Genomic DNA, 15,181 nt, shown 5'->3' on the forward strand with positions numbered 1-15,181 from the left:
GTAATGAGTAACCCCGCAGTATCGATTGTTATGCCGTCCTACAACGCGGCACGTTTTATCCTTCCCTCTATCGCAAGTGTGGTCGCACAGACTTATCCGGATTGGGAGTTGCTGATCGTCGACGATGCATCTCGAGACGACACAGTCGCATGCGTGAATGCTCAGTATGGCCACGAGCCCCGGGTTCGAGTGATTCCGTTGCCGACCAATCAAGGAGCCGCGGTTGCTAGAAATACTGCGATTGAGGCGGCACGAGGTCGGTACATAGCGTTTCTTGACTGCGACGATCAATGGTTGCCGCATAAGCTAGAGCTCCAGCTGCAGTTCATGGAGCGCGAGGGGTGTGCGTTCAGCTTCACGGCTTATGAAAAGGTCGGGGAAAATAATGAGGTGCTGTCTGTGGTGGGTGTACCTGCCCTCACTACTTACAAGTCCATGCTCAAGACTTCCGTGGTTGGATGCTCGACCGCAATGTACGATACCCGGCATTTCGGCAAAGTATTGATGCCGTTGGTGAGAATGCGCCAGGATTTCGGGTTGTGGCTTGCACTGTTGAAGCGTGTTCCCCAAGGCTACGGAATTCAGGAGGTGTTAGTGCGTTATAACGTGCGTTCTGACTCTATTTCTTCAAACAAGCGCAGGGCCGCACTTTACACCTGGCGGGTTTACCGTCAGGTCGAAAAATTGTCGTTGCCTACCGCTTTGTGGTGTTTTGGCAATTATGCCTTTCGAGGTTTTCTCCGCCACCGTTATCCACGCGTGGCGCAGGTTTTGGGCTTTATGCATCTGCCGCAAAAGTATCGAAAATCACCTCGATAGACTCAGTCTTCTTTCAGTTTTGCTCCAAGGATTTCTAGATGAAAATTACCGTTTTTGGCACGGGCTATGTTGGCCTTGTGACAGGTGCCTGTCTGGCTGATGTCGGTCATCAGGTGATGTGCGTCGATGTCGACCAAGCCAAAATCGAAGGATTGAAGCAGGGCATCATGCCCATCTTCGAGTCTGGGCTGGAAGCCTTGGTAAAGCAGAACTTTGCCAATGGAACCCTGCAATTCACCACTGATGCTGCTCAAGGGGTGGCCTTTGGCGAGCTTCAGTTCATCGCAGTAGGCACGCCTCCAGATGAAGATGGCTCCGCTGATCTTCGTTATGTGCTCGCTGTTGCGAAGACCATTGCCACCCACATGACCGATCGCAAGATTGTGGTCGACAAGTCCACTGTTCCTGTAGGCACTGCGGATAAGGTTCGTGCCGCTATTGAAGGTGTGCTGGCCGAGCGGGGAGTAAATTTGCCGTTCGATGTGTGCTCTAACCCCGAGTTCCTCAAGGAAGGCGCCGCCATTGAGGACTTCACTAAAGGTGCTCGTATTGTCGTGGGGACCGATTCAGCCCATGTCCGTGAGCGTCTGGCCGAATGTTATGGGCCTTACACGCGCAATCACGACAAGATGATTTTCATGGATGTGCGCTCTGCTGAGCTGACCAAGTACGCGGCCAACGCGATACTCGCAACCAAGATCAGCTTCATGAACGAAATTTCCCACATAGCTGAGCGGCTTGGAGCTGACATCGAACAGGTCCGTCTTGGTATAGGATCCGACCCCCGTATCGGTTTCCACTTTATTTACCCCGGTTGCGGCTATGGCGGGTCCTGCTTTCCAAAGGATGTTCAGGCTTTGGCTCATACAGCGGCGCAGTTTGGCTATGACGCCGAATTATTGAAGGCAGTGGAGTCGGTCAATAATCGTCAGAAAGATGTGCTTTTTGACAAGCTTGAGCGCGCCTTCGACGGTGATTTGGCGGGTAAGACGATCGCGGTGTGGGGCTTGGCCTTCAAGCCGAATACAGACGACATGCGTGCGGCCCCAAGTCGTACTTTGATGGAGGCTCTATGGCGCGTAGGTGCCAAGGTGCAGGCTTTTGATCCAGAGGCACAGGCTGAGACCCGGCGTATTTATGGCGAGCGCGCAGATCTGATGTTGGGTGAAAGCCGCGAGGACGTTCTGCAGGGCGCCGATGCGTTAGTGATCTGCACAGAATGGAAGCAGTTCCGTACCGTGGACTTCGACTGGCTGAAAGCTCGACTGGCCAGCCCGGTCCTGGTCGATGGCCGCAACATGTACAACCCTAAAGCGGTGAAGGCGGCGGGCTTGATGTATTACGCAGTCGGCCGTGCCGATTCGATCCAGACGGTATAACGGACTTAGCACAGTATGAAAGTGTTGGTGACAGGCAGCGGGGGCTTTATCGGATTTCACGTGTGCCGCTATCTATTGGCGCGCGGCGATGAAGTCGTGGGCATTGATAACCTCAATGATTACTACGATGTTTCGCTGAAGCAGGCGCGGCTTGATCAGTTGCTGGGCCACGAGCGATTCGTGTTCCACAAGCTGGATATCGCTGATCGTGATGCTATGAAAGCGTTGTTCGATAGCAGTGGATTTACTCGGGTGGTTCATCTAGCCGCTCAGGCGGGGGTTCGTTATTCCCTTGAGAACCCGCACGCCTATGTTGACAGTAATCTTGTTGGTTTCGTGAATGTGCTCGAAGGGTGTCGTCAGCAGAGGATCGAACATTTGGTGTATGCGTCCTCCAGTTCGGTTTACGGCGCGAATGAAACCATTCCTTTTTCTGAAGCCGATAACGTCGACCATCCGGTTTCGCTATACGCCGCTACCAAGAAAGCCAATGAGTTGATGGCGCATACCTACAGCCACCTCTACTCATTACCGACCACCGGACTTCGGTTTTTTACTGTTTACGGACCTTGGGGCAGGCCAGACATGTCGCCCATTCTCTTCACCAAAGCGATTCTGGCAGGCGAGCCCCTGAAGATTTTCAACCATGGCAAACATCGTAGGGATTTCACCTATATTGACGATATTGTCGAGGGCGTGGTGCGCGTACTTGACCATGTTTCGGTTGGCAATCCGCAATGGTCGGGTCAGTCCCCCGATCCCGCCAGCAGCCGGGCTCCCTGGAAGCTTTACAACATTGGTAACAGCCAGCCTGTCGAGTTGCTGACCTATGTCGAACTTATCGAGCAGGCTTTGGGCAAGACCACGACCAAAGAGTTGCTGCCATTGCAACCGGGCGATGTTGAGCATACCTACGCTGATGTCAATGCCTTGAAAGCCGACATCGGCTATCAGCCATCGGTCACAGTGCAGGACGGTATCCAACGGTTCGTTAAATGGTACCGAGATTATTATGACGTCTGACGGCGCGATTAGCCGATGCCTCATCACCGGTGCATCAGGCTTTATCGGACGAGCCTTGTTTGATCGTTTGCAGGCTCAGGGTTTGGCCGTTCGCGGCACATCTCGTCGCCCCGCGATCGTTCCGGGAGACTGGGTCCAGGTTAGTGACATGGGCCCTGACACTGACTGGTCTGAAGCACTGCAGGGTTGTGATGTTGTCGTGCATGCGGCAGGCAGGGCGCATGTCTTGAGCGAGCAGGGCAGTGATCCGCTCGCAGAGTTTCGCCAGGTCAACGTCGAAGGGACCCTTAACCTGGCCAGGCAGGCGCTGAAAATGGGCGTTCGGCGTTTTGTGTTCATTAGCTCAATAGGTGCCAATGGTGCTGAAACAGTGCCCGGCCAGCCATTCAGCGAGGTTTGCACGCCACAACCGCAGCAGCCCTACGCGCGCTCTAAACTCGAGGCTGAACAGGGTCTGCAAGAGTTATTGGCCGGCTCGGCGATGGAATGGGTGATAGTAAGACCGCCGTTGGTATATGCGGGGGATGCTCCGGGTAACTTCGCTCGTCTTCTGGGGCTGGTATCAAGAAAAATCCCGTTGCCACTAGGGCGCGTCAACAATGCCCGAAGCATGATTGCCTTGAGGAATCTGACCAGCTTTCTGGATCTATGTATTCAGCATCCGGCAGCAGCTGGTGAAGTGTTCGTAGTCGCTGACGGCGACGACCTCTCTACTGGACAGATGGTTGAGCTGCTGGCGCAGGGTATGGACCATCGGGCAATGCTGGTACCAGTGCCTGCCAGGACGGTGCGCTGGGGCTTGAGTCTGCTTGGACAAGAAGGCTTGGGGCAGCAACTCTTCGGATCGCTGCAGGTGGACGCGGGGAAGGCTCGCACGTTACTTGGCTGGCGCCCGGAAGTGTCGACCAGAGATGCTCTTCGCGACAGCGCCCGACAGTGGCTCAGGAATCGCTCCTGATACGGGTTACACGAAATTGGTTTCAAGAGGTATGTGCGGTTGATGGATTTGAATGTGTGGTGGGCACCTGCAGTCGTGGTGTTGTCATTGGTGCTTACTTGGGTGTTGCGCCGTTATGCGCTGGCACGCAGTCTGCTGGACATACCTAATGCGCGCAGTTCTCACAGCCTGCCAACGCCGAGGGGCGGGGGCGTGGCTATCGTACTGAGCTTTCTCCTGGCGCTGGTTGTGGTGGCGAGTGAAACCCCCGAGGTCAGGCCTTCGATTTTTGCTCTGGGTGGCGCGGGGCTGGTCGTTGCAATCCTCGGTTTCCTTGATGACCACGGGCACATCGCGGCGCGCTGGCGTTTGCTTGGTCACTTTGGTGCGGCTATCTGGGGGCTTTATTGGTTGGGAGGGCTGCCGCCTTTCGAACTGTTCGGCGGTACCTTTGATCTGGGCTGGGTGGGTCACGTCCTGACACTGTTTTACCTGGTCTGGATGCTTAACCTCTACAACTTCATGGACGGTATCGATGGTATTGCCAGTGTGGAGGCTATTTGCGTCTGTCTGGGGGCATGCCTGATCTATTCACTGACTGGTCATGCCGGCTTGATTGCCTTGCCGTTACTGCTGGCGGCTGCAGTAGCCGGATTTTTATTCTGGAATTTCCCGCCTGCACGTATTTTTATGGGCGATGCGGGAAGTGGTTTTCTAGGGATCATTCTTGCTCTGCTCTCACTGCAAGCGGCCTGGGCAGAACCGTCGTTGCTCTGGAGTTGGCTGATTCTGCTTGGAGTATTCATTGTCGATGCCACTGTCACGCTGATGCGTCGCTTGATCCGAGGTGAAAAAGTCTATGAAGCACACCGCTCCCATGCCTATCAGTTTGCCTCGCGTCGTTTCGGTAAGCACTTGCCAGTCACTAACACCGTAGTTGCCATTAATCTGCTGTGGTTACTGCCTATGGCGTTGGCTGCAGGTGTCTGGAAGCTTGATGGAGCAACCGTGCTGCTGATTGCCTACGCGCCGTTGGTGGTATTGGCATTCAAGTTCAAGGCCGGTACGGCCGAGTAATATGGCGGCTCTGCTGTAACAAAATTGCGACATAGGTCGTTTTCAGCCACGCTATGCGCCATGAAGTCCGTACAATGCGACATGGAGTCAGATGGGAAGTCGAGGGAACATGATGAAGTTACGATCACTGATGCTGGGTCTTTCGCGCAGGAACAAGCGAATAGTGCAGGTTGGTGCGGATGTCGTGCTGATCTGGATCGCGCTGGCTCTGGCTTTTGTCGTCAGGCTGGGTTTTGACGCGGCCTATAAACCCATCTCCACGCATCTGTGGTTATTCGCGACTGCCCCCATCCTCACGATTCCCATTTTTATCCGCTTTGGTATGTATCGTGCGGTGATGCGTTTCTTTGGCAACGATGCGCTGATAGCTATTGGTAAAGCTGTAAGCCTTTCGGCCTTGTTGCTGGCGCTGGTGGTTTACTGGTACAGCAACCACAAAGTCGTAGTCCCTCGCTCTATTGTTTTCAATTACTGGTGGCTATGCGTCGTCATGATCGGCGGTTTGCGTCTGCTGATGCGCCAATATTTTCTGGGTGACTGGTTCATGGCGTCGCAGCATGTACCCTTCACTTCACGTAACGACGGGTTGCCAAAAGTGGCGATCTACGGCGCAGGTGCTGCGGGCAATCAATTGGTGGCAGCGTTGCGCCTCGGGCGTCTGATGCGGCCAGTGGCATTCATCGATGACGATGAAACCATCACCAAGCGGACCGTCGCCGGGCTGCAAGTTTACAAGCCTAAACACATTCAGCAGATGATCGATGCGACCGGGGCTGAGGAAATTCTCCTTGCGGTACCTTCGGCAACACGCGCCCGTCGCCGGGAAATTCTCGAGTACCTCGAGGGTTATCCGCTGCATGTGCGCAGCGTTCCAGGCTTCATGGACCTCGCCAGTGGACGGGTCAAGGTTGATGATATTCAGGAAGTCGACATCGCTGATTTGCTTGGACGTGATTCGGTGCCTGCACAGGATGATCTTTTAGAGCGCTGCATTACTGGTAAAACCGTGATGGTTACTGGTGCGGGCGGTTCAATTGGTTCCGAGTTGTGCCGACAGATCCTCATGTTGAAACCTGCCAGGTTGTTGTTGTTCGAGCACAGCGAATTTAACCTTTACAACATACTCGGTGAGCTGGAGCAGCAGATTGATCGAGTGTCGCTGAATGTCGAGTTGCTACCTATCCTTGGCTCTGTGCGCTATTTCGATAAAATGGTCGACGTCATGCGCACCTGGAACGTCGATACGGTGTATCACGCTGCGGCGTACAAACATGTGCCTATGGTTGAGCACAATAGCGCCGAAGGCGTGCTCAACAATGTGATGGGTACGTTGCACACCGCACAGGCAGCCTTGCAGGTGGGAGTTGCTAATTTCGTCCTGATCTCTACTGACAAAGCGGTGCGACCTACCAACGTCATGGGCAGTACCAAGCGCTTGGCGGAAATGGTCTTGCAGGCATTGAGTCGTGAACTTGCACCAGTCCTTTTTCGAGGCAGCAGCAACGTATCCCACGTCAACAAAACCCGATTTACCATGGTACGTTTCGGTAATGTACTGGGTTCTTCGGGGTCGGTAATTCCGCTGTTCCACAAACAGATCAAGACTGGCGGGCCACTGACTGTGACTCACCCGAATATTACTCGTTACTTCATGACGATCCCCGAAGCCGCTCAATTGGTAATCCAGGCGGGATCCATGGGGCAGGGCGGAGATGTGTTCGTGTTGGATATGGGAGCACCCGTCAAGATCGTCGAGTTGGCTGAGCGAATGATCAATTTGTCTGGGCTAAGTGTCCGCTCTGAGCGCAATCCCCAGGGTGACATTGCCATCGAGTTTACTGGTTTGCGCCCAGGTGAAAAGCTGTACGAAGAGTTGTTGATCGGGGATAACGTGGTGCCAACCAGTCATCCAATGATCATGAGCGCCCATGAGGATTTTCTGCCCTGGGACAGCCTCAAGGACAAGCTCGAGTCGCTGCTGGAGGCCGTTGCCCATGATGACTATCTCCGTGTTCGACAAGTGTTGACGGATTTAGTGGCTGGCTATACACCTGAGGGCGACATTGTTGATTGGATTCACTTGGAGAAACTGGCGGATCACTAGGGCATTCATCTTGGGTGCCACCATTTAACGGGTTGTATGTATAGTTTTATTGTGATCAAGTCACAAGCGTCACGCTATTCAATGTTAATGCTTCTTTTTTTTAAGCTAGGTATCCCTGGTTTTTTCTGTGTAGATAATCGTAAGGTGAGCTGGACTTTATATTGGAGTTTTTTTGGGGGGGGGGCTGAATTGTTTCCTGCAGGTTCAACGTTCGCGTATTCAATTTCGTTTCAGTACGTCGAAGATTATCCGTTCTAAAATTTTTAGGGCGTGAGAGGTGTCTGTGGCTTGAATGTTGTTGTGACTGGAAAGTGTCACTGGAAGATTCATTGGTTTTGTAGATTGAAAAATTATTCATCAGAAGTTTTGGTTTGCTAGTGATCTGTCGGTTTATGGCTTTGGTGTAGTAATGAGTGGATACGTTTGCTTTGATTGACAGCTTCGTACTCTGAGCTAGTGTTTAGTTGCGATATACGGAATGTCGCATTAAATTATTATGTTACGGAGTGATCAAGATGCGTAAAGCTTTTCTTTCCTCGTTGTTGTTCGGATTGATTACCAGTGCCTCGGTTACTGTGACCGCCGCGCCAGGTAGTTTTTCGGAAAAAACTGCCCCTGTGGGCGCTGTAATCATGCAGGAACAGCAAACAGTCAAGGTCAACATAAATACCGCCGAAGCAGAAACCTTGCAAAGACAACTCTCCGGCATCGGTAAAGGCAAGGCAGAAGCGATCGTTGCCCATCGCGAAGCCAATGGTGAGTTCACATCGGTGGATGAGTTGATTGAGGTTAAGGGCATTGGAAAAGCTCTTTTAGACAAGAATCGGGACAAGCTTGCGCTCGAATAACTGATCGTAGCCCTCCGAAAGGCCGATCTCTGATCGGTCTTTCTACGTCCATCACGTTCCGCTGACGCGCTCTCGACTCACGTTAACCCCGAACTGCTGTTACGCCCTGTATTCAAGAATGCATTATGACCTCGGAAATTCCCTGCGTAGATGTTAGTCTTTTGCCGCAAAATATTGTCCATCCGGGGAACGGATTCTAATGAAGTACAGAGCCGAAATTGACGGACTGCGGGCGTTAGCAGTCATTCCAGTCATTTTATTTCACGCAGGTTTCAAGTATTTTGAAGGTGGCTTTGTCGGCGTCGATGTATTTTTTGTAATCAGTGGCTACTTGATCACCACGATAATACTGAACGACCTCAAGGATGGCGATTTCAGCCTCGCCGGGTTTTATGAGCGTCGCGCCAGAAGGATTTTGCCTGCACTCATCGTTGTGATCGGCGTCTGCCTGCCTGTTGCAACGGCGCTAATGCTCCCTGGGGAGGTGATAGCATTTGGGGAAAGCGTAATCTCGGCGTTAACGTTCATAGCTAATATGTTTTTTTGGCGTGAGACTGGCTATTTCGATACCCAAGCCGCTCTAAAACCCTTACTGCATACTTGGAGCTTGGCTGTCGAAGAGCAGTACTACATATTTTTTCCATTGCTTATTCTCGCGGTTTTTCGTTTTGACAAAAGGAAAATCGCTCCGGTTATCATTTTGCTCGCAATCCTTAGCCTGGCGTTTTCTCAGTGGTCGCTGAATCGTCGTCCTGAGATCGCATACTTTTTCCTGCCTTCCAGAGCTTGGGAGATATTAGTTGGGGCAATTGCAGCTTACTACGCTCTCCATCACGCTGGAAAAACCCGATTACAGCCAATGATCCGTCAAGTACTGGCAGGGCTAGGCGTGGTTCTGGTCATGAGTTCCATTTTGTTTTACGGCAAAGCCACCGAGTTTCCGGGGCTCAATGCTATTCCGCCGGTAATAGGCACTGCGTTGATACTATTGTTTGCTCAACGCGATACATGGGTCGGACAAATACTAGCCGCCAAGCCTCTGGTGGGCTGTGGTTTGATTAGCTATAGCAGCTATCTCTGGCATCAGCCGATCTTTGCATTCGCGAGGCTGGCATTTGAGACGGTGTCGCCGTTGTATTATGTCGGATTAATCGCAATCACTTTTGTGCTTGGTTACCTGACTTGGAGGTTCATCGAGTCTCCCTTTCGGCGTCGAGGCGTTGTAGGTAAATCTCGATTCAAGATCGCAACTCTCGGCAGCTACACGGCTGTGACGATTTTCTGCGTCATATTATTTACGACAAAAGGATTCGTTTCTTTTTATTCCCCTGAGAACCAACCGCTTGCGTCTCTGGAGTCAAAGAAGAGCGGAGATTACGTGAGCGCGAGGTTTGCACCGCTCCAGCTCAAACCCTTTGATTCTCGCCCACTTCCAAAAGTGTTAATCATTGGCGACAGCTATGCTCAGGATTTGGTCAACGCGCTCTATGAATCAGGGTTGGCCAGCGAAATTAACCTGTCGACGCGATATATCAGGGCTAAGTGCGGGAACTTATTTGTACCTAAGGAATTGGTTGCATCACGCATGCCGCTAGAGGTCGTGGGGGGGTGCAGAAGTCGAGATAGTTATTTATATGATGATGCCAGGTTAAGGGCCCTTATGGCTGAAAGCGATCAGATTTGGTTGGCATCGAGCTGGAAAGATTGGCAGGCTGAGATACTTCCTCTTAGCGTTAAAAATATCATTGCCGAGTTCGGGAAAACCCCGGTTGTATTCGGGACAAAGAGCTTTGGCAGTTACTCCATTCGTCAGTTGCTGGACATCCCCGCTGGCGAGCGGTCTGCGTTCCAAGTCCCCGTAGCGTCTGCCGCTTATACGGTAAACGAGACAATTAAAAAGAGCATGGCGGCTGTCCCGTTCGTAGATCCACTCGACCTTTTTTGCGGCCAACAATTACCCGATTGCCACATCTTCACCCTTCAAGGGGCGCTGATTTCTCCTGACGGTGGACACCTGACTCCGGCAGGCGCCAGGTTTTATGGTGAGCGCCTTAGAGGTTTGGGAGTCCTCAAGCTATCGACCTCAACCAGCCATTCCAACTGATATTCCTTACGGTGCTGCGCTCCGATCTCATCTGAGTCAGCACCTGAGAACATCTTAAAGGGTGTCCCATAAGCTGTCCGGGCTTCAAAATCCTCGTCAGCCTACTAAATCTTTAGCACCCCTCGTCTTGACATATTAAATGTAAGTCGACATACAATGATTTAAATTTCACTCGTAATATAAAGCTCGATTCAGGTCTGAGGATTTCAAAATGAGTAGCACCGATGCGAGAGGCGTGAAGTCGTGAAAACCGAGGCGCAGAACACCATGAATGGTCCGCGAATTGTTGTGACGGGAATGGGCTTGGTCACGCCCTTGGGCACTGGCGTTGAACCAGTCTGGCAGCGTTTGCTGGCGGGTCGCTCCGGCATTGTTCGACTCAGTGAAGAAACAGTCGCTGACCTGCCAGGCAAAGTAGGCGGTCGCGTACCGCTTTTGGCTGATGATCCTGAGGCCGGCTTCGATGCCGATAGCGCGGTGCCCGCCAAAGAGCAAAAGAAGATGGATCGCTTCATCGTGTTTGCCCTCGCTGCCGCCAAAGAGGCGATTGCGCAGGCCGGCTGGGTAGCCGATAGCGAAGAGGCAAAGGAGCGTACGGCGACGATCATTGGCTCGGGGATCGGTGGTTTCGGGGCGATTGCCGATGCCGTACGCACTACCGATAGCCGTGGACCACGACGTTTGTCTCCGTTCACGATCCCCTCGTTTCTGGTCAATCTGGCGGCGGGTCACGTTTCCATTCAGCACGGTTTCAAAGGACCGCTGGGGGCTCCGGTGACTGCATGTGCCGCCGGTGTGCAAGCCATTGGCGATGCTGCAAGGCTGATTCGTAGTGGCGAGGCGGATGTCGCTATTTGCGGTGGAGCAGAGGCGGCCATTGACCGTGTCAGTCTGGGCGGTTTCGCCGCAGCACGCGCCTTGTCCAGCGGTTTCAATGAGACGCCCGAAAGAGCTTCGCGTCCCTTTGATCGGGATCGAGACGGTTTTGTGATGGGTGAGGGCGCCGGGATTCTGGTGATTGAATCGCTGGAGCATGCGCTTGCCAGGGGAGCTAAACCGATTGTCGAGCTGGTTGGGTACGGCACCAGTGCAGACGCTTATCACCTCACGGCTGGCCCTGAGGATGGTAGCGGCGCGCAGCGAGCCATGGGCGCAGCGATACGTCAGGCGGGGATCAAGCCAGGGGAAATCCAGCACTTGAACGCCCATGCCACCTCCACGCCGGTAGGTGACAAGGGGGAAATGGCAGCCATCAAGGCGTTGTTTGGTGATCAAAAATCCATCGCGGTGACATCGACCAAATCCGCGACCGGGCATTTGTTGGGCGCTGCGGGTGGGATCGAGGCCATTTTCACAGCGTTGGCGCTTCGCGATCAAATCGCCCCGGCGACCCTCAATTTCGACAATCCGGATGAAGCCGCGGCCGGTCTCGATATTGTCCACGGCGCAGCGCGAAACATGGCTATTGAATACGCGTTGTCGAACGGTTTTGGTTTCGGTGGCGTCAATGCCAGCGTGTTGTTCAAGCGCTGGCAGGACTGATCAGGACTCGCTGTTCTGCTGTTTCAGAAAGTCACGTGTGGTGTGCAGGATTCGCTCTGAGAGAGCCGGATCCTGCGTGCTGCGCGACAGCATCAAAGCGCCGACCAGAGTGGACAGCATCACCACGCTTTGCGCGTCGGCATCCGGTCCGCCGAGTGCCTGTTGCAACAACGCCAGACGCGACTCGATCAGCTCATCGGCGATCGGGCTGGCCTGGCCGCGCTGACCGAGCTCCGACGCCATTGTCGGCATTGGGCAGCCTTTCTCGGGCGCATTGCGATGTCCTTCGGATAAATACATATCGATAAAAGCGCTCAGACCATTCTCTTCTTCGAAGGCTTGTCTGGTGCGCTCGTTGGCTTCGTCCGCAGCGCAGCGCATCGCTTTCTCCACCAAATCATCCTTGGATTTGAAATGCGCGTAAAAGCCGCCATGGGTCAGCCCCAAGGCCTTCATCAGCGGCTGCAGCCCGGTAGCGCCAATGCCGTCACGACGGAAGCGTGCGGAGGCTTCGAGAAGAATGCGTTCGTGAGTCTGGGCTTTGTGATCGTGCGCGTACCGCATGCAATCCTCCTGAGACTTTGGGCCTTGATATGTTGGTTGACATTTTACATGGATGAGGGGCGCGCGGATCGTAAATTTCCTCAGCGGTCGCGCGGCAACGCCTACAGGATTGGATTCAATGTGGAAGGTCGCATTTTATTGGACGGCACACAGCCTTAAATTTTCCCGGCCGGGGCACGTTTTCTCATTGAATCAGCCCTTATTCGTGAGCCCAAAGCATGCCTCAGTCATTACCCGCGACGGCTATGCCGTTGATTCGCCCGGCCAAGCCTGTCGGTGAAGTTTATCGACGTTTCGATGCCAGCCTTGGCGCCTCGGTTTCCCTGCGCGTTCTGGATGTCGATCTGGATCTTGAGCGCTTCAACCGCTGGCAAAACAATCCTCGTGTTCTACAGTTCTGGCAGGAAGGCGGATCGCTGGAGCAGCATCGGGAGTATCTGGAAAAGCAGGCTGCCGACCCTCACACGTTGACCTTGATTGGCTGCTTCGACGACCAGCCATTTGCCTACTTCGAAGCCTATTGGGCGCTGGAAGATCGCATCGCTCCGTTCTGCAATCCAGGCGATTACGACCGCGGGATCCACATGCTGGTTGGCGAAGAAAGCCATCGGGGTCCGCATAAAGTCGCCAGTTGGCTTTCTGCACTGGTGCATTACCTTTTTCTCGATGACGAGCGCACCCAGCGACTGGTTTCAGAGCCGCGCGCCGACAACGGGAAGATGATTACCTACATGCAAGGGCAGGGGTTCGAGAAGGAAAAGGAATTCGATTTCCCGCACAAGCGAGCCGCGCTGATGACCCTGGATCGGAAGCGTTTTTTTGAGCGGTGTGAGTGGCTTTAACGCGGGATTGCGTCGATCACCTTACCTGTAGGAGCTGCCGAAGGCTGCGATTGGGGGGGGCAGTAAAAAAGCTTCGCAGCCTTTGGCGGCTTCTACAGCATCAGTGTTCAGCGCCTTACAGCTCGCGCTTCCTGAAGGGAGACCTTACGACAATGCACCAACGCATCGCGGATCATGAAGTTCACCAGCGTCGGCGAAACACCGAGCTCCTTGGCAATGTCCTTCTGCGGGACGCCGTGCAGTCTGTACATCTCGAACGCGTAGCGGGTGCGGCTAGGCAGTTCGGTCAGGGCGTCGGCAATGGTTTCCAGGGTCGTGAAATTGATGTGCGAGGTTTCGGGGGACGCTCCGTGGATAACCACATTGAGTCCCTCTTCCTCGGTGCCTGAGTATTTCTGCTCCAGCGCCTGTTTGCGGTAGTGATCGATCGCCAGGTTGCGCACGATCTGAAACAGGTAGCTGAGCTGGGCTTTGATCGAGGATGTGATCTGCGGCGCGGACTGCAATCTGAAGAAAGCATCCTGCACAACGTCCTCGGCCCGTGATCGGCAGCCGGTAATCCGCGCTGCAATCTTGACCAGAGTCAGGCGGTTTTCGACGAACGCCTGGAGAAGCGGTGAATCGCACGTACTTGTGGATAGTTGTTCCGGCATGGAAATCACCTTGCAGCAATTGGGCAGATGAAGCTTTCGTAGGGAAGCCCCCTACACACCGGGCAACAAATTAGGCTTGATGATAATGATTGTCAAATGAGAAATATATCTATCGGTATTCCTTTCTCATAGCGTTTTGCTTCATCGCTTGCCCTGTCTGGCGATCAGCCCGTTCAGCCGTTACTAATTATTTCTCTCCTCCATCCGTTCTCTTTGGTGACAGCCCCGGCTACCGGCCCGGCCCCCATGCAGCAGGAGAATGACATGGTATTTGATCGCGAAGACCTCACCTTTCAAGTCGTGTGCAACCACGAAGAGCAGTACTCGATCTGGCCCGATTACAAGGCAATCCCCAATGGCTGGCGTGCCGTCGGCATGAAAGGCCTGAAGAAGGAATGCCTGGAGTACATCGAGCAGCACTGGACTGACATGCGTCCGTTGAGCCTGCGACAGAAGATGGATCAGGACAAAGTGGTGGCTTGAAGTGAGCGCCTTTAACAGCCTGCGCTTGTTCTGCCTGCCGTACTCAGGTGCCAGCGCCATGGTCTACAGCCGCTGGCGGCGCACCTTGCCGCAATGGCTCGAAGTCCATCCGCTTGAACTGCCGGGACGCGGCATGCGCATGAGCGAGCCGTTGCAGACCGATATGCGGCAGCTTGCCGCGCAGTTGGCCAGTGAGATTGCTCGCCAGTTGCGACAGAGCCCTGGCCAGCCTTATGCGTTGTTCGGTCACAGTCTGGGCGGTTTGCTCGGTTATGAGCTGGCCCATGCGTTGCTGGCGCTGGATGTCCCGCGGCCGCTGTGTCTGTTCGCTTCGGCCACGGCCGGTCCGGCTCGACGCGACGTCAGCGAATACCGTCAGGCCAAGACCGACGCTGAGCTGATCGAGCGTCTGCGCACACTCAAGGGCACCTCGGAAGTGGCGTTGGCGGATCCGGATCTGATGGCGCTGATGCTGCCGATCCTGCGTGCGGATTTTCTGATGTGCGGCAGCTTTGAATACCTGCCGCGCGAACCGTTACCGATGCCGGTCCATGTGTTCGGCGGCAAGCAGGACAGCGTGCGCGTTGAGGAACTGCTCGACTGGCAGGATGAAACCACCGTCGGTTTCTCGCTGGACATGTTTGAAGGCCATCACTTTTTCCTGCAAAGCCAGGAAGCCCCGTTATTGCGCTGCCTGCGGCGCTATGCCGAGCAGCACCTGGCACGCGCCAATCGCCAGCGTTCACCCGCTGCGGCGGCCAGCTGATTCAGACCGCTATACCCGGCGCGCATCAGGCGCGCCTCTC

The 15,181-nt window shown here is 54.1% G+C and carries 13 protein-coding genes and 1 pseudogene; 12 read left to right on the forward strand and 2 right to left on the reverse strand.

Annotation, left to right across the window (positions count from 1 at the left end; all coding sequences use genetic code 11):
• Positions 1–3 precede the first annotated feature (3 nt).
• From ABRP31_RS06235 to fabF, 9 genes are all read left to right on the forward strand, one after another.
• Positions 4–819, forward strand: a complete 816-nt coding sequence (locus ABRP31_RS06235) for a glycosyltransferase family 2 protein (RefSeq protein WP_349971477.1) — start codon at positions 4–6, stop codon at positions 817–819.
• A gap of 38 nt (positions 820–857) precedes the next feature.
• A complete protein-coding gene (locus ABRP31_RS06240) occupies positions 858–2,198 on the forward strand; it encodes a UDP-glucose/GDP-mannose dehydrogenase family protein (RefSeq protein ID WP_349971476.1) in 1,341 nt (446 codons plus the stop codon).
• A gap of 15 nt (positions 2,199–2,213) precedes the next feature.
• Positions 2,214–3,221 carry an NAD-dependent epimerase gene (locus ABRP31_RS06245; protein WP_349971475.1) on the forward strand — a complete coding sequence of 336 codons (1,008 nt, stop codon included), beginning with the start codon at positions 2,214–2,216 and terminating at the stop codon, positions 3,219–3,221.
• Entirely contained in the window at positions 3,211–4,179 is a 969-nt protein-coding gene (locus tag ABRP31_RS06250; protein WP_349971474.1) for an NAD-dependent epimerase/dehydratase family protein, read from the forward strand. The genes ABRP31_RS06245 and ABRP31_RS06250 overlap by 11 nt, the downstream gene beginning before the upstream one ends.
• A 48-nt stretch (positions 4,180–4,227) precedes the next feature.
• Positions 4,228–5,235: a glycosyltransferase family 4 protein gene (locus ABRP31_RS06255; RefSeq protein WP_372489423.1), complete on the forward strand. Its 1,008-nt coding sequence runs from the start codon at positions 4,228–4,230 to the stop codon at positions 5,233–5,235.
• Positions 5,236–5,344: 109 nt separating this feature from the next.
• Positions 5,345–7,339: a nucleoside-diphosphate sugar epimerase/dehydratase gene (locus ABRP31_RS06260; protein WP_349971472.1), complete on the forward strand. Its 1,995-nt coding sequence runs from the start codon at positions 5,345–5,347 to the stop codon at positions 7,337–7,339.
• A 515-nt stretch (positions 7,340–7,854) separates the two neighbouring features.
• Complete coding sequence (locus tag ABRP31_RS06265) at positions 7,855–8,187, forward strand: helix-hairpin-helix domain-containing protein (RefSeq protein ID WP_349971471.1); 333 nt, start codon at positions 7,855–7,857, stop codon at positions 8,185–8,187.
• Positions 8,188–8,386: 199 nt separating this feature from the next.
• Positions 8,387–10,291, forward strand: coding sequence for an acyltransferase family protein (locus ABRP31_RS06270; protein WP_349971470.1), 1,905 nt, complete (start codon positions 8,387–8,389; stop codon positions 10,289–10,291).
• Between the two features lie 267 nt (positions 10,292–10,558).
• The gene (gene fabF / locus ABRP31_RS06275; protein ID WP_349971532.1) at positions 10,559–11,833 is read left to right on the forward strand and encodes a beta-ketoacyl-ACP synthase II; all 1,275 of its coding nucleotides are present in this window, start codon (positions 10,559–10,561) and stop codon (positions 11,831–11,833) included.
• On the opposite strand, the gene ABRP31_RS06280 is transcribed toward fabF, so the two are convergent.
• Positions 11,834–12,397 carry a TetR/AcrR family transcriptional regulator gene (locus ABRP31_RS06280; protein ID WP_349971469.1) on the reverse strand — a complete coding sequence of 188 codons (564 nt, stop codon included), beginning with the start codon at positions 12,395–12,397 and terminating at the stop codon, positions 11,834–11,836.
• A gap of 254 nt (positions 12,398–12,651) precedes the next feature.
• On the opposite strand from ABRP31_RS06280, the pseudogene ABRP31_RS06285 reads away from it, so the two are divergent.
• A pseudogene (locus tag ABRP31_RS06285) lies at positions 12,652–13,239 on the forward strand (GNAT family N-acetyltransferase); the annotation flags it as partial.
• A gap of 107 nt (positions 13,240–13,346) precedes the next feature.
• On the opposite strand, the gene ABRP31_RS06290 reads toward ABRP31_RS06285, so the two are convergent.
• Positions 13,347–13,892: an RNA polymerase factor sigma-70 gene (locus ABRP31_RS06290; RefSeq protein WP_087270927.1), complete on the reverse strand. Its 546-nt coding sequence runs from the start codon at positions 13,890–13,892 to the stop codon at positions 13,347–13,349.
• A 264-nt stretch (positions 13,893–14,156) separates the two neighbouring features.
• On the opposite strand from ABRP31_RS06290, the gene ABRP31_RS06295 reads away from it, so the two are divergent.
• Together ABRP31_RS06295 and ABRP31_RS06300 are read left to right on the forward strand one after the other, a co-directional pair.
• Entirely contained in the window at positions 14,157–14,375 is a 219-nt protein-coding gene (locus ABRP31_RS06295; protein WP_020289209.1) for an MbtH family protein, read from the forward strand.
• Between the two features lies 1 nt (position 14,376).
• Complete coding sequence (locus tag ABRP31_RS06300) at positions 14,377–15,141, forward strand: alpha/beta fold hydrolase (protein WP_349971467.1); 765 nt, start codon at positions 14,377–14,379, stop codon at positions 15,139–15,141.
• Positions 15,142–15,181: the final 40 nt, after the last annotated feature.

The organism is Pseudomonas caspiana, assembly GCF_040224095.2.
Taxonomy (GTDB): Bacteria; Pseudomonadota; Gammaproteobacteria; order Pseudomonadales; family Pseudomonadaceae; genus Aquipseudomonas; species Aquipseudomonas caspiana.